The 20,915-nt window shown below is 74.9% G+C and carries 26 protein-coding genes; 12 read left to right on the top strand and 14 right to left on the bottom strand.

The features are described from left to right. The first annotated feature begins 33 nt into the window (after window positions 1-33). Window positions 34-666: a helix-turn-helix domain-containing protein gene (locus BM093_RS12960; protein ID WP_093342127.1), complete on the top strand. Its 633-nt coding sequence runs from the start codon at window positions 34-36 to the stop codon at window positions 664-666. On the opposite strand, the gene BM093_RS12955 is transcribed toward BM093_RS12960, so the two are convergent. From BM093_RS12955 to BM093_RS12925, 7 genes are read right to left on the bottom strand one after another with little or no spacing between them, the layout of a single operon-like run. Beyond that, window positions 603-1,415 (bottom strand): oxamate carbamoyltransferase subunit AllH family protein, encoded by an 813-nt coding sequence (locus BM093_RS12955; protein WP_177238440.1) that lies wholly within the window; start codon window positions 1,413-1,415, stop codon window positions 603-605. The genes BM093_RS12960 and BM093_RS12955 overlap by 64 nt on opposite strands. A 10-nt stretch (window positions 1,416-1,425) precedes the next feature. After that, entirely contained in the window at window positions 1,426-2,859 is a 1,434-nt protein-coding gene (locus BM093_RS12950) for a YlbE family protein (protein WP_093342122.1), read from the bottom strand. Then, window positions 2,856-4,412 carry an argininosuccinate lyase gene (locus BM093_RS12945; protein WP_093342119.1) on the bottom strand — a complete coding sequence of 519 codons (1,557 nt, stop codon included), beginning with the start codon at window positions 4,410-4,412 and terminating at the stop codon, window positions 2,856-2,858. Before BM093_RS12945 ends, BM093_RS12950 begins: the two co-directional genes overlap by 4 nt. Beyond that, window positions 4,409-5,407, bottom strand: coding sequence for a 1-aminocyclopropane-1-carboxylate deaminase/D-cysteine desulfhydrase (locus BM093_RS12940; RefSeq protein WP_177238439.1), 999 nt, complete (start codon window positions 5,405-5,407; stop codon window positions 4,409-4,411). The genes BM093_RS12945 and BM093_RS12940 overlap by 4 nt, the downstream gene beginning before the upstream one ends. Beyond that, window positions 5,404-6,786 carry a class-II fumarase/aspartase family protein gene (locus BM093_RS12935; protein WP_093342113.1) on the bottom strand — a complete coding sequence of 461 codons (1,383 nt, stop codon included), beginning with the start codon at window positions 6,784-6,786 and terminating at the stop codon, window positions 5,404-5,406. The genes BM093_RS12940 and BM093_RS12935 overlap by 4 nt, the downstream gene beginning before the upstream one ends. Beyond that, complete coding sequence (locus BM093_RS12930) at window positions 6,771-7,763, bottom strand: DUF7714 family protein (protein ID WP_093342110.1); 993 nt, start codon at window positions 7,761-7,763, stop codon at window positions 6,771-6,773. The genes BM093_RS12935 and BM093_RS12930 overlap by 16 nt, the downstream gene beginning before the upstream one ends. Continuing rightward, window positions 7,760-8,545 (bottom strand): phosphosulfolactate synthase, encoded by a 786-nt coding sequence (locus BM093_RS12925; protein ID WP_093342107.1) that lies wholly within the window; start codon window positions 8,543-8,545, stop codon window positions 7,760-7,762. The genes BM093_RS12930 and BM093_RS12925 overlap by 4 nt, the downstream gene beginning before the upstream one ends. A 39-nt stretch (window positions 8,546-8,584) precedes the next feature. Between BM093_RS12925 and BM093_RS12920 the strand changes: the two genes are divergently transcribed. Continuing rightward, a complete protein-coding gene (locus BM093_RS12920; RefSeq protein ID WP_177238438.1) occupies window positions 8,585-9,571 on the top strand; it encodes an AIR synthase related protein in 987 nt (328 codons plus the stop codon). Between the two features lie 31 nt (window positions 9,572-9,602). Here BM093_RS12920 and BM093_RS12915 read toward each other — a convergent pair whose 3' ends face one another. Further along, window positions 9,603-9,953, bottom strand: coding sequence for a hypothetical protein (locus BM093_RS12915; protein WP_093342101.1), 351 nt, complete (start codon window positions 9,951-9,953; stop codon window positions 9,603-9,605). A 94-nt stretch (window positions 9,954-10,047) separates the two neighbouring features. On the opposite strand from BM093_RS12915, the gene BM093_RS12910 reads away from it, so the two are divergent. Continuing rightward, entirely contained in the window at window positions 10,048-10,545 is a 498-nt protein-coding gene (locus tag BM093_RS12910; protein ID WP_177238437.1) for an OsmC family protein, read from the top strand. Here the strand turns inward: BM093_RS12910 and larE are convergent. After that, window positions 10,488-11,327, bottom strand: coding sequence for an ATP-dependent sacrificial sulfur transferase LarE (gene larE / locus BM093_RS12905; RefSeq protein ID WP_093342096.1), 840 nt, complete (start codon window positions 11,325-11,327; stop codon window positions 10,488-10,490). The two genes, BM093_RS12910 and larE, sit on opposite strands and share 58 nt — an antisense overlap. Before the next feature lie 98 nt (window positions 11,328-11,425). Here larE and larB point away from each other — a divergent pair, with 98 nt between their 5' ends. From larB to BM093_RS12880, 5 genes are all read left to right on the top strand, one after another. Further along, a complete protein-coding gene (gene larB, locus BM093_RS12900; RefSeq protein ID WP_093342371.1) occupies window positions 11,426-12,103 on the top strand; it encodes a nickel pincer cofactor biosynthesis protein LarB in 678 nt (225 codons plus the stop codon). A gap of 53 nt (window positions 12,104-12,156) precedes the next feature. After that, window positions 12,157-12,984 carry an amidohydrolase family protein gene (locus BM093_RS12895; protein ID WP_177238436.1) on the top strand — a complete coding sequence of 276 codons (828 nt, stop codon included), beginning with the start codon at window positions 12,157-12,159 and terminating at the stop codon, window positions 12,982-12,984. Between the two features lie 59 nt (window positions 12,985-13,043). Continuing rightward, window positions 13,044-13,295, top strand: a complete 252-nt coding sequence (locus BM093_RS12890) for a DUF6158 family protein (RefSeq protein ID WP_093342093.1) — start codon at window positions 13,044-13,046, stop codon at window positions 13,293-13,295. 206 nt (window positions 13,296-13,501) lie between these two features. Then, window positions 13,502-13,687, top strand: a complete 186-nt coding sequence (locus BM093_RS12885) for a DUF4177 domain-containing protein (RefSeq protein ID WP_143105361.1) — start codon at window positions 13,502-13,504, stop codon at window positions 13,685-13,687. 315 nt (window positions 13,688-14,002) lie between these two features. Beyond that, window positions 14,003-15,031, top strand: coding sequence for an LLM class flavin-dependent oxidoreductase (locus BM093_RS12880; RefSeq protein WP_177238435.1), 1,029 nt, complete (start codon window positions 14,003-14,005; stop codon window positions 15,029-15,031). Window positions 15,032-15,034: 3 nt separating this feature from the next. Here the strand turns inward: BM093_RS12880 and BM093_RS12875 are convergent, their stop codons facing one another. Next, a complete protein-coding gene (locus tag BM093_RS12875) occupies window positions 15,035-15,508 on the bottom strand; it encodes a CinA family protein (protein ID WP_093342085.1) in 474 nt (157 codons plus the stop codon). 35 nt (window positions 15,509-15,543) lie between these two features. Beyond that, window positions 15,544-16,941, bottom strand: coding sequence for an aldehyde dehydrogenase family protein (locus BM093_RS12870; protein WP_093342082.1), 1,398 nt, complete (start codon window positions 16,939-16,941; stop codon window positions 15,544-15,546). A 150-nt stretch (window positions 16,942-17,091) separates the two neighbouring features. On the opposite strand from BM093_RS12870, the gene BM093_RS12865 reads away from it, so the two are divergent. After that, on the top strand, window positions 17,092-17,322 hold the full coding sequence (locus tag BM093_RS12865; RefSeq protein WP_093342079.1) for a ribbon-helix-helix domain-containing protein: 231 nt from the start codon (window positions 17,092-17,094) through the stop codon (window positions 17,320-17,322). Beyond that, window positions 17,309-17,656: a type II toxin-antitoxin system PemK/MazF family toxin gene (locus BM093_RS12860; RefSeq protein WP_093342077.1), complete on the top strand. Its 348-nt coding sequence runs from the start codon at window positions 17,309-17,311 to the stop codon at window positions 17,654-17,656. The genes BM093_RS12865 and BM093_RS12860 overlap by 14 nt, the downstream gene beginning before the upstream one ends. Before the next feature lie 249 nt (window positions 17,657-17,905). On the opposite strand, the gene BM093_RS12855 is transcribed toward BM093_RS12860, so the two are convergent. Then, window positions 17,906-18,238, bottom strand: a complete 333-nt coding sequence (locus BM093_RS12855; protein ID WP_093342074.1) for a nuclear transport factor 2 family protein — start codon at window positions 18,236-18,238, stop codon at window positions 17,906-17,908. Window positions 18,239-18,403: 165 nt separating this feature from the next. Here BM093_RS12855 and BM093_RS37225 point away from each other — a divergent pair, with 165 nt between their 5' ends. Both BM093_RS37225 and BM093_RS37220 read left to right on the top strand, forming a co-directional pair. Beyond that, the gene (locus BM093_RS37225; RefSeq protein WP_245773493.1) at window positions 18,404-18,784 is read left to right on the top strand and encodes a MerR family transcriptional regulator; all 381 of its coding nucleotides are present in this window, start codon (window positions 18,404-18,406) and stop codon (window positions 18,782-18,784) included. Beyond that, window positions 18,781-19,251, top strand: coding sequence for a GyrI-like domain-containing protein (locus tag BM093_RS37220; RefSeq protein ID WP_245773492.1), 471 nt, complete (start codon window positions 18,781-18,783; stop codon window positions 19,249-19,251). Before BM093_RS37225 ends, BM093_RS37220 begins: the two co-directional genes overlap by 4 nt. Window positions 19,252-19,263: 12 nt before the next feature. On the opposite strand, the gene BM093_RS12845 is transcribed toward BM093_RS37220, so the two are convergent. Both BM093_RS12845 and BM093_RS38180 read right to left on the bottom strand, forming a co-directional pair. Then, window positions 19,264-19,701: a hypothetical protein gene (locus BM093_RS12845; RefSeq protein ID WP_093342071.1), complete on the bottom strand. Its 438-nt coding sequence runs from the start codon at window positions 19,699-19,701 to the stop codon at window positions 19,264-19,266. After that, on the bottom strand, window positions 19,698-20,612 hold the full coding sequence (locus tag BM093_RS38180; RefSeq protein WP_342742990.1) for a GMC oxidoreductase: 915 nt from the start codon (window positions 20,610-20,612) through the stop codon (window positions 19,698-19,700). Before BM093_RS38180 ends, BM093_RS12845 begins: the two co-directional genes overlap by 4 nt. Between the last annotated feature and the right edge of the window lie 303 nt (window positions 20,613-20,915).

Raw genomic sequence — 20,915 nt, 5'->3', positions numbered from 1 at the left:
TACTAATCGATATTGCTCTGTCAAGGAGACCCGATGAGCGGATCCGCAGCCGCGGCGGACGATCACGCGGCGCCGGCGCACGACACCGACGCCGCCGGGGCCGGCCACGAGGCGATCGTGCGCTCGATCGGCCCGAAGCTGCACCGGCTGCGCCAGCAGGCCGGCCTGTCCCTCCAGCAGCTCGCACGCCGTGCCGACGTGTCGTCCGCTGCGATCCACAAGCTGGAGAAGGGCGACATGATCCCGACGGTCACGACGCTGCTGAAGCTGTCCGCGGCGCTGGACCGCCCGATCGGGTACTTCGTCGACGGCGACGGCGATCCGGTCCCGGTGGCGCACCTGGTGCGCGGTGCGGACCGGCCGCCCCTGCCGTCGCTACCCGGCACGGCCCGGACCGGGCTCACCGGGCCGTCCGACCGGTTCGCGCTGCAGGGCTCGGTCGTCGAGGTCGAGCCGGGCGCGGCGCTCGACGTGCGTGCCCGGCTCGCCGAGGACCTGCTCCTGGTGCTGGCGGGGACCGTCGAGGTGACCGTGGGCGGCGAGCGCTACGCACTCGAGCAGGCGGACTCGCTGCACGTGCCGGGTGGTCACCCGCTGCACTGTCACAACCCCGGTCCGGCGGCCGCGGTGCTGACCTGGGTCTCCACCGGCGACACCGGCAGCTGAGCGAGCCCCAGCCGCAACCCGGCGACCAGGCACCGGCCCGAGCTCGCCCCGATCCCGGCGAGGCGGTGTTCCAGCCGGAGCCGCTCGCCGGGGCGGCCGGAGACCACGGCGGCGAGCCAGGCGTGCTCGGGCGCGAGCCCCTGTCCGCGCGCGGCCCAGTGCAGGAACGCGCGCGCGTGCCCGGTGGTGGGCACCCGCCCGGCCGTGCCGGTCAGCCACGGCTCGGCGGCCGGGCCCCACAACGCCCGGGCGACCAGCAACAGGCCCGCGAGCACGTCGTCGCCGGCCGGGGTCAGACCCGGCCCGCGCCCGCCCAGGAGGTCGGCCGCACCGGCGAGGTCCCCGTCCCGGACCGCGAGCGCGACGGCGCCGGTGGCCGCACCGGCCTCGGCCGGCACCCGGGCACCGGCCGGCGCTCCCCGGTGCCGGGCCCGGGCCAGCTCCCCGGGACCGGGCAGCACGCCGATGCGGTCCGGGACGTCGCAGCGCACCGCCCACTGTCGGGCCTCGATCCGGGCCCCGTCGCAGCGCACCGCCTCCCCCGGCCGGGCCGGCGGGAGCACCGGGCCGCGCAGGTGCAGCGGCCCGGCGTCGACCCCCGTCCCCACGTGCGCGACCAGCACGTCCCCGAAGCGCAGGTAGACCGCCCGCCGGTGCACCGACACCACGCGACCGCGCAGGAACCCGGCCGGCCCGGCGGTGCGGGCCAGCTCCCCGAACGCCGCTCCGCGGTCACCGATCGTGCTCACCCGCCCGCGTTCACCGGTCCCGGCGACGTCCGGCCGCGAGGGCACGCAGCGCCTCGGCGAAGCAGGCCTGGGGCGCCGTCGCGACCCCGGCGCCGACCTGCCCCTCCCCCGAGTGCCCGTGCAGGATCCCCGTCGTCACCTTCGGGGTGATGCCGGTCTCGACCACCAGCCGCAGGTCCACCCCGATCGGTGAGCCCGAGAAACCCATCGCCGGCAGCTGGAACCGGCTGCTGGTGCCGGCACAGATCCGACGGAACCCCTCGGTGGCCGCGGCCGCATCGGCCATGGACCCGCCCAGGAACGCCGCCACCGACGGCGAGTTGCCCGCTGCCGGACCACCCAGCCCGACCAGTTCCAGCACGGCGCTGTCGCCGATGTCGGGCGCGGCGTCGTCGGGTCCGTAGCCCGCGTAGTACAACGCGTCGCCGACCGGCGGGGCGTCGGTGACGTACCAGGTGTCCGTGCCGGAGGTCCGGATCCCGAAGGTGGTCCCGTTGCGGGCCATCGAGGTCACGATCGTCGACCCGGGCACCTCCGCCGCCCACAGCGTGAGCGCCTTGGCCGCCGCCATCGCGAGCGTCAGGTAGAAGAGGTGGTTGCCACCCAGGTAGCGGGCGAACGGCGCGCGCAGCTCGTCCGGCAGGACCGCGATGTGCGGCAGCCAGGTGCGGGTCACCAGGTTGGTCGCCGCCTGGGTGCGCATGTGCAGGTCGTCGCCCATCGCCACGCCCTGCGCGGCCAGCGCGAGCACGTCGAGCGGGCCGGCGCGGTCGAGGATCGCGGCGACCGCGGGCCCGCAGACGTCGCGCAGCAGCCGCAGGCGTTCGACGGCGGCCTCGGTGTCCCGGCCGAACCACGCGGTCTCGCCCGGGCCCTGGTTCAGCGGCGCGAACGCGCGCCGGGGGGCTCCGCCGTCGCCGGGGTTCTCCACCACCAGCATCGGCGACGACGGGCCGATCGCGCTGGCCATCGGGACCACGGTGTCGTGCTCGTTGGCGGGCTGCAGGGCGACGTCACCGCGGGCGAGCAGCCGGTCGGCCTCACCGACGTCGGCCGCCCAGCCCTCGGCGACGGTCGCGGCCCGCATCGAGCGGCGCAGCGGGTCGCAGACCCGGTCCCAGCCGATCGCCGGGCCGCAGTGCAGCAGCGTCCGCTCCGGCAGCCGGGGCACCACCTCGGCCGCCGGTGCGACCGTCACCAGCGACGGGACACCGACGTCGAGCCGGCGCACCACCTCGGCGTTGGCGCGGTCCACGGCCGGGTCGGCGTGGAGCACCTCCAGCGCGCGGACCAGCTCCCGGTCGCCGTCGGCCGGCGGGCGCCAGTCCACGTGGAGCACCTGCCCGCCCTGGGCGCGCACGGCCTCGGCGAACATCGGCAGGCCGATGTTGAGCACCTCGACCCGCTCGGGGAGGCGGACGACGTTCGCGGTCGTGCCGGTCATGAGCTCTCCTTCCGGAGGCCGGGGGCGTCGTCGCCCGCCGCCTCGTGGGGCTGATCGTGTGCTACGACGGCCCGGGCGGCCGCCAGCAGTGTCCGTTCGCTGTCGCCGAAGTCGCCGAGCCTGCGCTCGGCGACTTCGGCCGACTCGGCCGCGCGCTCGCGCACGTCGGTGGCCATCCGCTCCACCTCGTCCGGTGCGGCGCCGCCCGTCGCGGAGCGGGACAGCACGATCCGCCACGGGTCGAGGACCGCGGACAGGTCGGTACCGCTGACCCCGAGCGGCCGGCCCAGGTGCTCGCGGGCGGCCTCGTCGACCCGTTCACCGGTGATCGCGACCCCGGGCACGCCGTCCCGGGCGGCGGCCCGCACCGTCCGGCCGACGACGAGGTAGGCGGAGCGGTAGTCGATGTCGCAGGTCTGCACGAGGTGCTCGGCCAGGTCGGTCGCCTGGCTGTAGCCGCGGTGTACCTCCTCGGCCATCCGGTCGGCGTGCACCCGCAGGGTGCCGACCACCCCGGTGGCCAGCCGGGTGATCCGCAACGCGAGGTCCAGCGCCCGCGGGACCTCGCCGTAGGCGTAGATGAGGTTGTCGCTGCGCGCCGACGGGCTCTTGGCCACCGCGAGGAACCCGCTGATCCGTCCGATCAGGACCCCGCAGGCCCCGCGGACGATAGCCAGCGAGTACGGGTTGCGCTTCTGCGGCATGAGCACGCTCGCCCGCGTGAAGCCGTCGGCCAGGTCCACGAAGTCGAACTCGGCCGACGCCCAGATCTCGAGGTCCTCGGCCAGCTTGCTCAGCGTCGACACCAGGCTCGCCGCCGTCGCCAGCACGTGCACGAACCCGTCGACCTGCCACATCGCGTCCCGGGTGTGCTCGATGACCGCCGGGAACCCGAGCAGGTCGGCCACCACCGCACGGTCGTCGAGCAGCCGCGTGCCGTTCACGCAGCCCGCCCCGCCCGGGCTGCAGTCGATCTCCTCCAGCTCGCCGAGCAGCCGCCGGGCGTCGCGCAGCGCCGGGTAGGCGAACGAGAGCAGGTAGTGCCCGAACGTCGAGGGCTGGGCCTGCTGGAGGTAGGTCTGGTCGGGCATCACGGTCCGCCGGTGCTCCGCCGACCGTTCGGCCGCGGTGGCGGCGAACCGCGCCGCCTCGGCGGCGAGCTCGGCGATCTGGCGCCGGACGTGGATCCGCAGCGCGATCCGCACCGCCTCGCGCCGGGGGCGCCCGGCGTGCAGCCAGCCGGCCACGTCGCCCACCCGGGAGACGAAGTAGGCCTCCCGCGAGTTGTACGGCTCGCCGTACGACGGGTCGTAGGGGAACTCCTCCGCGGGGACGGCCTCGGTGTCCAGGAGCAGCGCCAGCAGCGTCCGGTCCACCCCTGAGGGCACCAGGCCCCGCCGGCGCAGGTCGAGCACGTGCGCGATGTCGGCGAGGTTGAGGCCGTGGTGCAGGAACGGGGCGTCGGCGTTCTCCAGGTGGAACCCGGACTCGACGAGTTCGGGGGCGGCGCCGCCGCGCGGAGCGGGCCCCCCACCGGGGAGCAGTTCGGTCACAGCGGGTCTCCTCCGCGTTCGGGCGGTCCGGCCGCGTCCGCGGTGTCGCCGAGGTGTGCGACCGCGGACGGGAGACCGCCGGTGTGCCAGTACAGGACGGGGCCCGGGCCGCCGCCGCGCACGTGGCGCAGCGTCCCGGCGAACGCCTTCGCGCCGTAGGTGTCGTCGAGCAGCAGGCCCTCGGTGCGCAGAGCCAGTACCGCGGCGGCCCGGTCGTCCGCACCGGCGACGCCGAACCCCGGCCCGCGCGCGTCGTGGATCTCCCACCGGTCCGGGCCGGGCGGCGGGGTCCCTGCTGCCGCGGCACAGTCGGTGGCGAGGCGCCGCACGACCGCGTCCGCCTCGGCGGGCGGGCGGCTGACCGAGAACCCGAGCAGCCGGCTGCGCAGCCCGGTGGCGGCCAGGCCGGCGAGCAGTCCCGCCGCGCTCCCGCCCGACCCGACCGCAATGGTGATCACGGCGGGCTCCGGGAGCCTGCCGCTCGCCACCTGGTCGGCGAGCTCACCCGCCGCACGGGCGAACCCGGCGGCGCCGAGCGGGGTGGAACCGCCCCGGGGGACGGCCACCGGCCGGTGCCCCTGCACGCTCCGGCGCGCGGCCAGCTCCTCGACCGCGGCGTCGATCTGCTCGCGCCGGTGCGCCACCCGGTGCAGCCGCGCCCCCGCGGCCCGGGCGAGCTGCAGGTTCGCCCCGTCCGGGGCACCGTCGGCGACGGTCGTCACCACGTCGCAGCCGAGCCCGGTGACCCGGGCGGCCAGCGCCGCCGCCGCGACGAAGTTCGAGTCCGGCCCGCCGCCGGTGACGAGCAGGTCCCGGGAGCGCCGCAGCGCGTCGCCGAGCAGGAACTCCAGTGGCCGGGCCTTGTTGCCCGCCACCCCGAACCCGCTCAGGTCGTCCCGTTTGATCCAGATCGGGGCGCCCCCCAGTACGGCGTGCAGCCGCTCGGCGGGATGCACCGGGGTCGGCAGCACCGCGAGCCGGGCGCGGTCGCTCACGGCGCCGTCCCCTCCCCGGCCGTACGGACCGCCGCGGCACGCTCGAGGACCGCGTCGACCATGGCGCCCGCCGACCGCACCGGCGAGCGGGTGGCCCACTCGCGGACCTCCGCCTCGGTGGCGATCCCGCGCTCCGCCAGCCGCTGCGCCAGGTCGCCGGCGTCCGCGGGCGCACCGGAGGTGGGGGCGAGCAGCTCGTGCAGCAGCTCCTGCGCCGCGTGCTTGCCGATCCGGACGCTCAGCGCCCCCAGCACGCGCTCGGAGGCGAGCCGGTCGCCGAACCGGTCGAGGTTGGCGCGCATCGCCTCCGGGTGCACCTCCAGGCCGGTCACCAGCTCGACGGCGAGGTGCACCGCCGTGCCGCTGAGCAGGCAGACCTCGGGCAGCGCGGCCCACTCGGCCTTCCAGCCGCGGCCGTCCCGCTCGTGCAGCGCGACCGTCCCCTCGAGCAGCACTCCGGCCGAGGAGCGGGCCAGCCGGGCGAGCGTGTCCAGGTGCTCCCCGACCTCGGGGTTGCGCTTGTGCGGCATGGTGATGCTGCCGACCGCCTCCGGGCGCGTGGGCTCGGCCAGCTCGCCGATCTCCGGGCGCTGCAGCTCCACCACCTCACCCCCGATCCGGGCCAGGGTCCCGCACACCGCCGCCAGCACCCAGCCGAACTCGGCGACCCGGTCCCGGCTGGTCAGCCACGAGATCCCGGGATCGGCCAGGCCCAGCTCCGCGCAGAACTCACGGCGCAGCGCGACCGGGTCCACCCCGGCGACGTCGTGGAAGGCCAGCGCCCCGACCGCACCGCCGAGCTGGCCGACCGCCCACCGCGAGCGGCCCTGTCCGATCCGGTCGAGGTGACGGCGCAGCTCGTCGGCCCACGAGGCCGCCTTGAGCCCGAAGGTGACCGGCGCACCGGGCTGGCCGTGCGTGCGCCCGGCCATCGGGGTGTCCCGGTGGACCCGGGCCAGCCGGAGCGCGGCGTCCTCGACCGCCAGCAGGTCGCGCTGCAGCAGGTCACCGACGTCGCGCATCAGGAGCCCGAACCAGGTGTCGGTGAGGTCCTGCACGGTGGCGCCGACGTAGACGTGCTCGCGGACCCCGGCCGGGAGCACCGCGCGCAGACCGCGGATGAGCCCGAGCGTGGAGTGCGAGGTCCGGCGGGTCTGCTCGGCGACGAGCTCCCAGTCGATGCGCTCCACCCGGGCCGCCTCGGCGATCACCCGGGCGGACGCCTCGGGCACGACACCGGCGCGGGCCTGCACACGGGCCAGCACCACGAGGACGTCGAGCCAGCGCTGCCAGCGGGCCTGCTCACCGAGTAGTCGCTCCAGTTCCGGGGTCGCCCAGAGGTGGGCGTAGACCGGCGAGTCGGTCAGGCGGGTGACCACGGTTGCCCCCCTGCGGCGTTGAGCGACTCGAGCGCCTCCCGGACGGTGTCCAGCGACGCGCCCCACGGCACCGAGACCCACGGGTGCCCGTCGGTCGTGCCGCTGCGGATCTCCTCCTGCTGCAGGCAGCACTTCGTGAGCAGGGGGCCGGTGGGCGGCGCGGCGAGCGGGCAGATGTCGACGGTCGGGGCGTCGTCGCCGTAGAACCAGTGGTGGATCTGCCGGGACCGGGCGCACCCGACGAGCGTCCAGTCCGCACGCGGCGGACGTTCGTCCAGGTAGGACAGCTCGGCACCCGGGACCTCGGCGCCGCCGCCGCGGCACGGCAGCAGGTAGTGCCCGGACGGCCGGGACGCGGCCAGTTCCGCGATCTCGACGACCTCCGGGCACAGCCGCACCGGACGGACGGTCTCCGCCACCGCCAGCACCCGGGCGGCCTGGTCGAGCAGCTTCGGCGGGTACGGCGGCACGACCTCGCGCACGGTGACCGCCAACGGCTGCGGGTCGAGCACGAAGTTGACGTGGCCGTACCGGCCGAGCACGACCACGGCGCGCGAGCCGGGGGCGCCCTCGACCGCGGCAGCGACGAGCGCGGAGGGGATCGCGGTGTCGCAGTCGGGCCGTTCCAGCAGCGCGCACTCGTCCGGGCCGGCCAGCCCGTCCACCCCGGTGATCGGGGCGAACAGCGCGTCCGGGTCGGCGCGGGTCACCGCCACGACGGCGACCGGTCCCGGCCCGAGGCCGGCCCGGCCCCGGTGCGCCACGACGAACCGCGTCTTCCAGTAGGCCTCCCGGCCGAGCAGGTGCGCCCGCAGGGAGTCGAGGTCCAGCGGTACCTCGACGCTCGCGACGGCGACCCCGCGGTACCGGCCGGGAACGGTGTTGGTCCGGTCGGTGTTCTCCCGGTCGGTGTTCTCCCGGTCGGTGGGCTCCCGGTCGGTGGGCTCCCGGTCGGCGGGCTCCCGATCGCTGCTCACGGGACCGGCCTGACGGCCGCGTGGAGGTCCGCGGTGTCGGAGCGCAGGCCGAGGCGCAGCGTCTCCACCGACAGCACCTCGCCCAGGCCGACGTTGCCGAGGTTCACCCGTGGCCCGAACCGGCGGATGAACCAGGCCTGCTGGGCGGCCCGCGGAGCCTCGAAGACGATGCGGTCGGTCCCCACGGCCTCGGCCAGCTCCTCGACGACGCCCGCGCGCGGGGCACCGGCGTCGTCGTAGATGCCCACCGTGCCGCTCTGCCGGCCCTCCGCGACGACGAGCGCCGCCCCGGCACCGAGGTCGGCGAGCGCCTCCTCCCGCCACAGCGCCGGCACCGGGGTGTCGGCCGGGTCCTTGGTGCCGACCTCGGCGAGCACGACGAACCGCCCGGCCGCCCGCCGGATCAGTGCCCGCTTGTGGGCGGCGTCCATCGCGACCGTGCCCCGGGAGACCTCGACGTGGGTGAACCCGACCGCCGCGGCCCAGTCCAGGCAGGCGTCCGCGACGCCCTGGCACCAGGCGATCTCGAGCATCGTCCCGCCGAGGCAGGTCGCGACGCCGGACTCGCGCAGCAGGGCGAGCTTCTGCTCCAGCCCGCGGTCGACGTACGCCGTGCCCCAGCCGGTCTTCCAGATGTCGACCGCGTCGCCCGCCGCCCGCAGCACGTCCGCCGCCCCGGCCGGGGTGACCCCGGTGTCGATCACGTGTGTGATCCCGTCCTGCCGCGGCTTCGCCGGACGCTCCGGAACGGAGAGGAAATCGGGAACGATCACGAACGCCATCCTAGATCATATAATGGACACTCATCTACTATGGTGTACATGCCGAGCACCACACCCCTCCCCGCCGCGACCGGATCCGACGTCGCCGCACTCGCGCACGCAGTGCGCACCCACCCGGGCTGGACGGCCAAGTCCGCGATCGGGCTGGTGTCCGAGGTGCTCGGCCCGAGCGACTGGGAGCGGGGCCCGGGCGACGACGGTGCGGTCGTGCCGACCGCGCACGGCCGGATCGTGGCCTGCGGCGAGGCGATGTGGCCGCCGTTCGTGGAGCGCGACCCGCGGGCGGCCGGCTTCGCCGCGGTCCTGACGAACGTCAACGACGTCGCGGCGATGGGCGGCAGACCGCTCGGTCTGGTCGACACGGTGGTCGCCGCGGAGCCGGCCGCACGCGCGATCCTCGAGGGCCTGCGCCGGGGCTGCGAGCTGTTCGGCATCCCGCTGCTGGGCGGGCACCTGACCCCGCACGACGGAACGCCGTCGGTGTCCGCGTTCGCGGTCGGGGACCTCGGCGGGGAGCCGCTGTCGGTCACCCGCTGCGCGCCAGGCCAGGACCTGGTCGTCGCCGCCGCGCTGGACGGCCGGATGCGCCCCGACTTCCCGTTCTTCCCGGCCTTCGAGCAGCGGGGAACGCGCTGCGCCGGGGACGTCGCGGTGCTCGCGACGCTCGCCGACTCGGGCGCGGCGGTCGCGGCGAAGGACATCAGCATGGCCGGCCTGGCCGGGTCGCTCGCGATGCTGCTGGAGTGGGGGCCGTTCGGCGTCGAGGTCGATCTGGACGCCGTTCCGTGCCCGGAGGGCGTCGACCTCGCGGCGTGGCTGACCTGCTTCCCCAGCTTCGGGTTCCTGCTCTGCGCGGCGCCCGGGCGGACCGCCGAGGTGCTGGGGGCCTTCCACGAGCGCGGTCTGGCCGCGGCGGCCGTCGGGCGGCTGGACGACTCCGGAGTACTCGCGTTCCGCCGCGACGGTGCCCGTGCGCAGGTCGCGGACCTGCGCACGGAGCCCGTGACCCGGCTCTCGCGTGCCTGACGAGCGGCGTGCAGGTCCGGCCGCCGTGTCGTCACACCCCGGGTGCGCCGGTGCCGGCCGCCGACCGGGCGGCCACATCGGTCGCCAGGGAGAAGATCCGTTCCATCCGGGCCGGGTCCGCCCAGGAGTGGCACAACGCGAAGTCGACCCACCGGTGCGGGGGGACGACCGCCGAGCGGGACCAGTCGAGCTCGCCCCAGGTGACGGCCATCTCGAGGAGCTCGACCAGCTCGTCGAGGTCGGTCTCGACCCGGAGCAGCCGGTCGTGATGGTCCGGCCAGACGCTGTCGTCACAGGCGCAGGAGGCACCCCACCCCGCAGCCCGTTCGGGCAGCACCGGCTCGGCGAGCAGGGACTCGATCCGGACCTGCTGCAGCGTCATGACGACACCTCCACGAACGCACGACGACGTGACGAACCCCACCATGGTCGAGGATGTTGCACCGCTGTTGCGCGTGCGGAGAAGGAGACGCCCGATGGAACGAGTAGTGGTCGCGGCCCGGGAGGACGGGCTGCGCTGCCGGGTGCGCGCCGGGGACCACGAGTTCGTGGTCGACGAGCCCGCCTCGGTCGGCGGGACCGACCAGGGACCCCAGCCCACCGACCTGCTGCTCGGTGCCGTCGCGTCCTGCTTCACGATCGCGATCTCCTACTGCGCCGCGAAACGCGGGCTGAGCCCGGAGCCGGTGCAGGTGGAGGTCACCGGCACCTACGACGGTCCGATGTTCCGCTCCATCACGATCTCGGCCTCGGTCGGCGGGCTGACCCCGGACGAGCTCGCCACGGTGACCGCGGCGGCCGAACGGGTCTGCTACGTCACCAACACCCTGCGGGGCTCACCGACCGTCGTGGTCCGGTCGGCCCCAGCGCACCCCGCCCCCCGGCCGCACGACGACCGGCCTCACGACGAGCAGCCTCACGACGGGGCGGGAGGCGGCGGACGCAGCGACACGAACGCGCGCCCGGGTGCGTAGGGCCGGTCGTCGAGCTCGGCGGGCTCCAGGTCGGCCGCGACCGAGCGCATCGCGCGGGTGACGGCCCCGAGGACGGCGTCGGTCACGCGGTGCCGCTCGTCGGCGCCGACCTCGACCCGCACGGCCCGGCCGCGGACCCGGCACCGCACGACCCGCGCCCCGGCGACCTCGCGCAGCACCTGCTCGCCGCGCTCGACCGCCGCCAGCACGGACGGCGAGACGCGGGTGCCGCTGTAGAGCCGGCTGGCCAGGCACGGGGCGGCCGGCAGGTCGTGCCAGGCCCGGCCGCGGGCGTGGGCGAGCAGCCGGATCTCCCGCTTGCCCACCCCCGCCTCGACGTACGGGTGCCGGACGTCGTGCTCGGCGGCCGCCTGCAGGCCCGGCCGGTACTCCCCCAGATCGTCGGTGTTGGCGCCGCTGAGGATCGTCGCGTCCGGCAGGTCCGCCACCGCGGCCACCCGGTCGAGCTCGTCGTAGAGGTGGGTCTTGCAGTGGTAGCAGCGGTCCGTGGGGTTGGCGAGGTAGCGCTCGTCGTCGAACTCTCCGGAACGGACCAGGCGCAGCCGCCACCCGAGCCGGTGGGCCGTGGTCACGACCCGCACGGTGGCCGCCTCCGGGACCGCGGGGGTCACGGAGTGGACGACCAGCGTGGACGCGCGCGGATCGGCGCAGGCGAGGTCGGCCAGCAGCAGGCTGTCCACGCCCCCGCTGCAGGCGACGACCCGGCTCGGCATGGTCGCGAGCCGGTCCTGCACCGCGCGGGCGATCACACTCTCGCGCATGCGCGCCTCCCCCGGCGTCGGGACAGGACCCGGATCGACCACGATAGCCGCCGGGACGGCTCGCCGGCCCGCCCGCTCGACGTGTGGAGGTGGCCCTGATGGAACCCGGGTCCTACGCCCATCTCGACCACGACCGCCTCGGACGGACCGGGGATCCGGAGGTTGTGTTCGGCCTCGGCAAGACACCCGCACAGGTGGCGGAGCTGCTGGGCCGGCTGCACGCGGCGCACCCGGAGCGCGCCGTGTTCGCCACCCGGCTCGACGACGCGGCGCTGGACGCGGTCGCGGGTGCGCACCCCGCGGCCGAGCTCCACCGCACGGCCCGGGCCGCGGTCCTCGGACCGCTCCCGGCACCCCACGGATCGGTGCTGGTCGTGACCGGTGGGACGGCGGACGGGCCGGTCGCCGGGGAGGCGGCGCTGACCGTGCGGGTCCACGGAGCCCACGCCCGGGTGATCGCGGACGTGGGCGTCGCCGGCGTCCATCGCGTCCTCGGCATCCGCGACGAGCTCGCCGGTGCGGACTGCGTGATCGTGGTGGCCGGGATGGAGGGCGCGCTGGCCAGCGTGGTCGGCGGCCTGACCGGGGTGCCGACGGTCGCGGTGCCCACCTCCATCGGGTACGGCGCCGCCTTCGAGGGCCTGGCGGCGTTGCTCGGCATGCTCACCTCCTGCGCCCCCGGGACCGTCGTGGTCAACATCGACAACGGGTACGGCGCGGGCGTGCACGCCGCCCGCGTCGCCCGTCGCACGGGCCGGGACGACCCGCGGACCTGAGCAGCCCCCACGGGAGTTGCATTCACTATAAGACATGAGATCTACTATCCGACATGACACGCCTGGCCGTCCACGATGCTCATCGCCATCTCGGCGTCCTCCCGGCCTACCCCTTCTACGGTGGCCCACCGGTCAATCCGGACATCTCCGCCCGCGAGACGATCGCCCAGCTGCAGGCCGACCTCGACGCCGAGGGCACGGAGCTCGCCGTCGCGATCCCCAACTACGGCGTGCCCGACGCCTCGGCCTCGTTCGCGCTGAACGAGCTGTGCCTCGAGGCCGCCGCCACCGACCCGCGCATCCGCGCCGGCATCTGGGCCTCCCCGCGGCCGCAGGACGCCGAGATGACCGCGCGGGCGCTGAAGTTCGCCGGTGAGCCCGGCGTCAAGGTCATCAAGATCAGCTTTTTGCTCGGGGGACGCGCCTCGGACCCCGAGTGCCGCCCCGCGCTCGACGACATCTTCCGTACCGCCAGGGAGCACGACCTGACCGTGCACGTCCACACCTCCCCCGGCGGGGCGTCGGACGTCGACGAGATCGGCAACCTGGTCGACTGGTACGCCGACGACGTCCGGCTGCACCTCGTGCACATGGGCGGCGGGATGAGCGGGCACATCAAGCTGGTCGGCAGCCGGTTCTTCGACTGGATCGAGGCCGGGAAGAAGGTCTACACCGACACGAGCTGGGCGATCGGCTTCGCCCCGCGCTGGATGGCGGCGGAGATCGAGCGCCGCGGGATCGGCGCGGACCGGGTCCTGTTCGCCAGCGACGAGCCGTGGGGCGACCGGGCCGGCGAGCTGGCCAGGATGACCGCCGCCGCCGGCGACGGGGAGCTGGCCCGCGCCGTGCTGCACGGCAACGCCGAGGCCCTCTACGGATGATGTCCGCGGCCGGACCCCGTCGGGTGGCATGATCGCCCACAAGACGGGTACCGGCAGGTATGGCCGATCGATCGCACGGCATCCCGCCCGCCGAGCTCGGTGACGACGAGCTCCGCAGCGAGATGGCCCACCTGCACGAGACCCGGCACGACACCGTGCTCGGCGGGTCCGAGGACGCGTTGGAGACCCACACCCGGCGGATGCTGGAGCTCGAGACCGAGTTCCAGCGCCGGTTCCCGGCCGAGGCGGCACCGGAACCGCGCCGCACCCGGGCGGGCAGCCGCGAGGAGGCCGGTCAGGCGGACCGGTAGTGCGGCACGCCGCCGTCCCGCAGCGCTCGCTCGGTGTCGGCCGGCCGGGTGCGTGGTGGACGAGGCCGTCACCCCGCCCTCGCGCAGCCGGGACTTCTGCACCCGCCGGCTCGGAGTCCTCGGCAGCTCCTCGGAACCGGACGAAGCGAACCGGACGCATGAGCCGGGGTTGAGCATGCCGCAGCGGCACGGTGTCGACTGTGGAGATGACCACGGTTTTCGAGCACAGGATCGTCAAGTTCTCGCTCGGCTGGAAGGGATTCGACCACGAGGAGATGGAACGTCGGCTGAACGACCTGGGCCGGGAGGGGTGGGAGGCCGTGAGCAGCCTGCAGCCGAGCATCGGCGCGGCGCCCACCGACATCCTCGTGCTCCTGAAGAGAGCCCGGTGATGCCCGGCGGGCGCCGTCCGGGACGACGCCCGCCGACACCGCGTCCCGGGACCGGCCTGCCCGCGCACGCTCGCGCCGGCCCGGACAGCACCTCCGGTCCGTGACCGCGAGCCGGCAGGGAGCGCACGCCACGTCCTTCGAATGCCGGGTCGACCCCGGTGTGCAGGAACGCGACGAGTTCCGATCCTTCGGCTTGCTCATCCTCGTCGACGAACCGCCCAACGCCCCCCGCTGAGGCGTACGCCTCCTGGTCGCTGTTCTACCAAACAGCCGTCTGATAGTTTCCGAACGACAACTCCGGCGCAGGGAGGCGCGGTGCGGTTCGGTCTCGTGTGCCCGATCCAGGACGTCGACAGTCCGCTCGACGAGCTGCTCGACCAGCTCCGGGCCGAGGTCCGGGCGGCGGACGAGGCAGGGTTCGACGCGTTCTTCCTGCCCGAGTTCCACCAGACCCGGGCCGGCGGGATCGTGTCCCCGCTGCTGACCGGGGCGGCGCTGGCCGAGGGCACCCGGCGCATCCGCGTCGGGCAGGCGGTCGTCCCGGCGCCGCTGTACCACCCGGTCCGCCTCGCCGAGGACGTCGCGATGACGAGCTGGCTCACCCGGGGACGCGCGCTGCTCGGGGTCGGCGTGGGCCACCTGCCCGCCGACTTCCGGCTCTACGACGTCGCCCGCGCCGACCGGTTCGACCTGATCCGCGACCTGCTCGACGTCGTCGACGCGGCCTGGAGCGGTGAACCGTTCGACGTCACCGGGCGGACCGGGCGCTGGCAGGGCCACGTGACGCCCGCGCCCTACGGCGACCGGCGTCCCGAAGTGATCATGGGCGCGCACGGGCCCCGCGGGCTCGAGCTCGCGGCCCAGCGGGCGGACCTGTGGCTCAGCGACCCGCAGCGCCACGTCGACGTGGTCGCGCAGCTCGCCGACACCGTGCGCGACGAGGCCGCCCGCGCCGGCCGCGAGGTCGGCATCGGGATGTTCCGCGACGCGTGGATCGGCGAGTCCCGCGCCGCGTGCGAGCGGGACTGGCTGCCGCACGCGATGGCCGTGCACCGGCTCTACTTCAACGTCGGCGTCTACCTGCCGGAGTTCGAGCCGTGGGTCGGCGAGGTCCACAGCCGGGCGGACTTCACCCCGGAGCTCGTCGCACCCGGCCGGTTCCTCTACGGCTCCGGTGACGACCTGCGCACCGAGATCGCCGACTGGCAGCAGCGGACCGGGGCCGAGTATCTCGCCCTGCGGATGCGCCAGCCCGGCGGGCCCGGGCACCGGGCGACCCTCGAGGCGATCGCCCGCTTCGGCGACGAGGTCATCGGCCCCCTGCAGGCGGCGGCCGCAGCCTGAGGGTCAGGTCGCCAGCCGGGCCGCGAGCAGCCGGAGCACCTCGGTCGCCGCCGACGCGCAGATCTGCCCCGGCTCGCCCTCGAGGTCGAGCCGCAGCACCTCCTCGCCGCCCGGCTCGCCGGCCGCGGCCAGGTAGACGGTGCCCGGCGGCTCGCCGTCCTGCGGGTCCGGCCCGCCCGACCCGGTCACCGCGACGGCGAGGTCGGCACCGAGCAGCTCGCGTACCCGACGCGCCATCGCCCGGGCCGCCGGCCCGCTGACGACCGGCCCGTCGGGCACCTCGAGCAGGTCGTACTTGACCTCGCTGGAGTAGGCGACGACCGAGCCGCGGAACCACTCGGAGGCGCCCTTCGCCCGGGCCAGCGCGGCCGCGGCCATCCCACCGGTCAGCGACTCGGCGACGGCCACGGTGCGGCCCACCGCGCTCGCGCGCCGGGCGACGGTCGCCGCGATCTCGTCGAAGGTCTGGTCGTCCATGCTCGGTGTTCCTCGCAGCCGCGTCGGGGGGTGGACTACCGGCGCCCGGCCGGAGCCGGCTCCAGGTGCACCACCTTCACCGTGGTCATCTCGTCGAGCAACTCGGGCCCGTAGCCGAATCCCTGCCCACTCGCGCGCCGGGGCTGCGCCGCGCCGCCGGGCGCACCCCCGAACACCGAGTTGACCTTGACGGTCCCGACCGGCAGGGTCCGCCACGCCGTCTGCGCGTGCTCCATGTCGGCGGTCAGCACGGTGGCCCCGAGCCCGTAACGGTCGTCGGCCGCCTCCTGCAGTGCCGTGTCGAAGTCCGACACCACCCGCACCGGCGCGACCGGCCCGAAGGTCTCCTCGGCGAACAGCGCCATGTCGGCGGTGCAGCCGTCGAGCACCGTCGGCGGGTAGTGGGCGCCGGGCCGGTCCGGCAGCTCTCCCCCGGTGCGCAGCCGCGCGCCGGCGGCGACCGACTCGGTGACCTGCCGGTGGACGTCCGCGCGCTGCTCCCGGTCGACCATCGGCCCGATCCGCTCCGCCCACTCGTGGGCCTGTGTGGTGAGTGCGTCGAGGAACGGCTCGGCGACGTCGGCGTGGACGTAGATCCGTTCGACCGACACGCAGATCTGCCCGGAGTTCGCGAACGCGCCCAGCGCCACCTGCTCCGCCGCCCACACCGGATCGACCCCGGCGTCGACCACGAGCGGGTCGTTGCCGCCGTTCTCCAGCACCGGGTGCGCGCCGCTGACCGCGCAGGCCCGGCGGATCTCCGTGCCGGCCGCCGTGCTCCCGACGTGCGCGACGACGTCGACGTCCGACGTGGACAGCGCGGCACCGACGGCCCCGTCGCCGTCGACCACGCACAGGACGTCCGGCGGGAGGTGCTCGGCGACCAGCTCGGCGAACCGCCGTCCGGTCGCCGGGCAGCGCTCGCTCGGCTTGTGCACCACGGTGTTGCCCGCGACCAGGGCGGCACCGATCAGCCCGGCGGCGACGGCGACCGGGTCGTTCCAGGGAGTCAGCACGGCCACCACACCGCGCGGCTCGGACACCATCAGGTCGGTGGCCTCCCACCCGCCGTGCAACGTGCGGCCCCGGTGCAGCGGCCCGAGCTCGGCGTACTGCACCAGCGTGCCGATCCCGGCGTCGACGCCGCCGCGGGCCTCGGCGAACGGCTTGCCGGTCTCGCGTTCGGTCAGGTCGGCCAGCTCGTCCGCCGCGGCGCGCACGGCGGCGGCCGCGGCGTGCAGGGCGGTACCCCGCTCCGCCGCCGGGGTGCGGGCCCAACCGGGCGCCGCCGCGCGGGCCGCGTCGACCGCCGCGGCGCTTTCCTCGGGGGTCGCCGGGGTGAGCCGGCCGACGACCTCACCGGTGCGGGGGTCGTGGATCGTGCGGTCGCCGGCCTGCGTCGGTTCCTGATGCGTCGGGTCGGTGAGTGTCACGCCGAGCGCCTACCCGGCGTCCGCCGGTTCTCACCTCACGCACCCCGAGGGGGGAGCCTCGCCTCGTTACCCGCCGACCCCGTGCCGCCGTACCCGGCGGTAGCCAGAACCGAATCGGCGCCGCCGGTAATACTGCAGTAGCATCATGGTATGAAACTGAGCGTCAGTCTGCCGGAGGAGGACGTCGCCATCCTCGACGAGTTCGCCCGTACCAGGGGGCTCCCATCGCGGTCGGCCGCGTTGCACCATGCCGTGGGCATGCTGCGCCTGCCCGGGCTGGAGCGCGACTACGAGGCGGCGTGGAACGAATGGGAAGCCTCCGGTGACCACGCCACCTGGGATGCGGCCGCGGACGACGGCCTCGCCGATGCTGCGCGGTGAGATCCGGCTGACCGATCTGGATCCCGTCCGCGGGAACGAAGCCGACGAGCGCCGCCCCGCAGTGATCGTCAGCAACGACCGCGCGAACTCGGTCGCGACACGGCTCGGCCGCGGGGTGGTCACCGTCGTACCTGTCACCAGCAACACCGACCGGATCTTCCCCTTCCAGGCGCTGCTGCCCGCGGGCACGACCGGGCTACGGCAGGACTCCAAGGCCCAGGCCGAACAGGTCCGTTCGATCGCCGTCGAGCGGCTCGGCGCCGTACTCGGACAGGTCCCGGCCGACGTCATGGCCCAGCTCGACGACGCACTGCGACTCCATCTGCAGCTGTAGCGCCACCCGGCCGGCTGCACCGAGCAGGTCGGCCCGGCCAGGCTTCAGCGCGGACCGGAATGATGGCAGTGATGCCTGCACGGCAGCTGTGGCGCCTCGGGGTCGTGCTCGACCGGGTCGCGAAGCCAGATCTTGATCGAGGCGACGTCGAGGGCACTTTGAGGACCCACTTCGCCGGCGAGCCGAATGCGTAGGTCGCGCACTGGCCGGGTGCGGCACCGGACGCCCGCTGACGGCCGTACGACCGGCTCACGGGGTGAGGGGTCGGATGGCCAGCACACGGATCCGTCCGTCGGACCCGAGCCCGAAACCGTGTTCCAGGAGCACCGGGCTGCCCGGGAAGTCACCGGAGACCTCGACGACGGCCCGGTGCCCGTCACCGGAGACCTCGATGCTCCGCACCGCGTAGCCCACCTCGGGTACCGCGGCCCACCACGCGCGCACGGCGCCGATCCCCTCGTGCCGGCGCCCCTCGTCCTCGACGACGGCGTCGTCGTCGAACTGCGCGAGGTACGCGTCCGGGTCCGGGTCGGTGGCGAGGGCGAGGTAGCGCTCGACGAGGCGGCGGCCGGCGTCGGTCATGATCGGTCTCCTGTCGGTGGGTCGGTGTGTGCCGGTGGGTCGGGGGTGCGCAACGGGTCAGACGGTGCGGACGGTGCCGACGTCGATGCGGTGGTCGGGAAGGATCTCGTCGTTCATGCGGCCACCGTGGGGTCTCCCCTTACCGGAGGGTCCAGAATCGGTCCCGTGACCGGGTTGCTGAGCATCGGGGAGTTCGCGACGGTGACGCATCTGAGCGTGAAGACGCTGCGTCACTACCACGAGGCGGGACTGCTCACCCCCGAGCGCGTCGACCCGCACTCGGGGTACCGCTACTACTCGGCCGACCAGATCCCGACCGCGCAGGTCATCCGGCGCTTCCGCGACCTCGACATGCCCGTCCCCGAGGTCAGGAGGCTGCTCGCCGCCGACGTCGGCGACCGCGGCGCGCTGATCGCCGACCATCTTGCGCTCCTGCAGCGCAGGCTCGCGGCCACCAGTGAGGCGGTCGGGACGCTGCAGCGGCTGCTCGAACCCGCTCCCCGGCCGTTGGACGTCGTGTACCGCCACGAGCCCGCCGCCGGGTGACCGAGGTCGAGGGCGAGGCCGGTGTCGACGACGTCCTCGACTGGTACGCCGCGGCCATGGCCGAGATCGACGCGGCGGTGGCCGGGAGCGGGGCCTGCCCGACCGGCCCGCCCGGCGGCCTCTACGACAACGCGCTGTTCACCCACGGTCGTGGGCACATGACGGTGTTCGTCCCCACCGACCGCGAGGTGCGGGCCGGGCGGGTCGGTCCGGTCGCGCTGCCCGCCCGCGAGCTCGCGCTGACCGTGCACCGCGGCCCGCACACCGACATCGACCTCACCTACGGAACGCTCGGTGCCCACCTCGCCGAGCACGCACTCGTCGTCGACGGGCCGGTCCACGAGACCTACCTGGTCGGCCCCCGCGACACCGGCGACCCGGCCGCGTGGCGCACCGAGATCGGTTGGCCGGTCTTCGCCACCACCCCACCGACGGCCCCGGAGCGGGTCGTCCCGGGCTCCGGCTGACCCGCCGTCCGATCAGGTCGGGCGGAAGATCGGCCCCCGGTCGCGTACGACGTCGAGCAGCCCGCCCGGGCCGTACTCCGGCTGCGGCGAACCGTCCTGGTGCTCTCCCCGCTGGGCCGCGTAGCCCAGCCACCGCCGGGCCACCGGGCTGAGCAGGTAGGCCCCGGCGAGGACGAAGGTGAGACGCTCGAACGCCGCCGGGTCGGTGGCCTGCAGCTCCTCGCAGTACGCCCGCGGGTCCCGGCCGCGGGCCTCCGCGAGGCGCTGCCGGAACTCCCCGGCCAGATCGGGGCGCAGGCCCAGGGCCCGGTCGACGAACGTCGACGCCAGCCCGGCCTCGTCGGCGGAGGGCCCGTGCTCGTGCTCGGGGATCAGGGTGTCCCCGAGCAGGTAGACGGTCTCGCGCTCCTCGTCGGTCAGGACCGGGGTGTCGCCCGTCCCGGCGCTCAACGCGGCCCCTCGGCCAGCAGGTGCTCCGACGACCACAGTGCCAGCGCGGCCTGGGTCGCGGCGGGGTTCACGCCGCCGCAGGTGACCCACGTGCTGGAGTCGAAGACATACAGGTTCGGGATGTCGTGGCACCGCCCGTACCGGTCGGTCACCGAGGTGGCCGGGTCGTCACCCATCACCGCCGTACCCATCAGGTGCCAGCCGCTGGCCCGGATCATCGGGCCGACGACCGTCTCGACCGCACCCGCGGCCTCCATCGACTCGACGGCGCGGGCCGTGTGGAAGGCCAGCATCGCCCTCGAGTTGGCGTCGGCCCGGTACGCGACCCGAGGGGCGGGCAGACCATCGGGGTCGACGAGGTCGGGCGAGAGCGACACCGCGTTGCTCTCGTACGGGAGGTCCTCCGCGACGATGCTCCACATCGGGGAGCGTCCGAGCCGGGCCTGCAGCGTGTCGTGGAAATTCTCGAACCACAGTGGACGTTCGGACTCCGACCACGGGTAGGAGCGGGTCAGGCCGAGCGGTCCGCCGGTGGGCTGCAGGCCCCACTTCGCGCCGCGGACGAACCCGCGATCGGCGTCGGTCTCGTAGAAGTGCATCGACTGGATCTGCTGGCCCCACGCTCCGGCCGTCGTGCCGAGGTCCTCGTCGAACACCCCGGCGACGGCCGCGAACGGATGCATCATCAGGCGCTTGCCGACCAGGCCCGACGAGTTCGCGAGCCCGTCGGGATGGTCGGCGTCCGCGGACATCAACAGCAGCCTCGGGGTGCCGATCCCGTTGGCGCACAGGATGACCGTTCGGGCCCGCAGCTCGTGCTCGCGCCCGTGGGCATCCCGGTAGAGCGCACCGGTGGCGCGACCGGCCCGGGTGAGGATCCGGCTGACCCGCGCGGGTCCGCAGGTCGGCACCGTCGCGGATCGCCCGCGGCCAGTGCGTGATGTCGGTGGAGGCCTTCGCGCCCTCCGGGCAGCCGGACATGCAGGCGCCGTGCTGGCGGCACGGCGCGAGCTCGCGGTAGGCCGTGGTGGAGATGGCGTTGCTGCCGGGCCACCAGTGCCAGCCCAGCTCGTTGAGCGCGGCGGCCAGCCGGCGGCCGGACTCGCGGATCGGCACCGGCGGGTTCGGCGGGCCGTCACCCGCGGGGTAGGCCGGATCGCCGGCGAGACCGGAGACGCCCAGCTGCCGCTCGGCCTCGGTATAGAACGGTTCGA

The organism is Pseudonocardia ammonioxydans (assembly GCF_900115005.1).
In the GTDB taxonomy this organism is placed as follows: domain Bacteria; phylum Actinomycetota; class Actinomycetes; order Mycobacteriales; family Pseudonocardiaceae; genus Pseudonocardia; species Pseudonocardia ammonioxydans.
Note: the sequence above shows the minus strand (reverse complement) of the source record. Positions and strands in the feature narration are given on the sequence as shown.

Excerpts from the sequence above, each read along its gene's own strand:
- BM093_RS12885 (WP_143105361.1), top strand. The coding sequence starts at position 13,502 with ATGACCACGGTTTTCGAGCACAGGATCGTCAAGTTCTCGCTCGGCTGG.
- BM093_RS12925 (WP_093342107.1), bottom strand. The coding sequence starts at position 8,545 with ATGGCGTTCGTGATCGTTCCCGATTTCCTCTCCGTTCCGGAGCGTCCG.
- BM093_RS12875 (WP_093342085.1), bottom strand. The coding sequence starts at position 15,508 with ATGGACGACCAGACCTTCGACGAGATCGCGGCGACCGTCGCCCGGCGC.
- BM093_RS12865 (WP_093342079.1), top strand. The coding sequence starts at position 17,092 with ATGAAACTGAGCGTCAGTCTGCCGGAGGAGGACGTCGCCATCCTCGAC.
- BM093_RS12890 (WP_093342093.1), top strand. The coding sequence starts at position 13,044 with ATGGCCGATCGATCGCACGGCATCCCGCCCGCCGAGCTCGGTGACGAC.
- BM093_RS12915 (WP_093342101.1), bottom strand. The coding sequence starts at position 9,953 with ATGACGCTGCAGCAGGTCCGGATCGAGTCCCTGCTCGCCGAGCCGGTG.
- BM093_RS12895 (WP_177238436.1), top strand. The coding sequence starts at position 12,157 with ATGACACGCCTGGCCGTCCACGATGCTCATCGCCATCTCGGCGTCCTC.
- BM093_RS12855 (WP_093342074.1), bottom strand. The coding sequence starts at position 18,238 with ATGACCGACGCCGGCCGCCGCCTCGTCGAGCGCTACCTCGCCCTCGCC.
- BM093_RS12950 (WP_093342122.1), bottom strand. The coding sequence starts at position 2,859 with ATGACCGGCACGACCGCGAACGTCGTCCGCCTCCCCGAGCGGGTCGAG.
- BM093_RS12960 (WP_093342127.1), top strand. The coding sequence starts at position 34 with ATGAGCGGATCCGCAGCCGCGGCGGACGATCACGCGGCGCCGGCGCAC.
- larE (WP_093342096.1), bottom strand. The coding sequence starts at position 11,327 with ATGCGCGAGAGTGTGATCGCCCGCGCGGTGCAGGACCGGCTCGCGACC.
- BM093_RS12920 (WP_177238438.1), top strand. The coding sequence starts at position 8,585 with ATGCCGAGCACCACACCCCTCCCCGCCGCGACCGGATCCGACGTCGCC.
- BM093_RS12860 (WP_093342077.1), top strand. The coding sequence starts at position 17,309 with ATGCTGCGCGGTGAGATCCGGCTGACCGATCTGGATCCCGTCCGCGGG.
- larB (WP_093342371.1), top strand. The coding sequence starts at position 11,426 with ATGGAACCCGGGTCCTACGCCCATCTCGACCACGACCGCCTCGGACGG.
- BM093_RS12910 (WP_177238437.1), top strand. The coding sequence starts at position 10,048 with ATGGAACGAGTAGTGGTCGCGGCCCGGGAGGACGGGCTGCGCTGCCGG.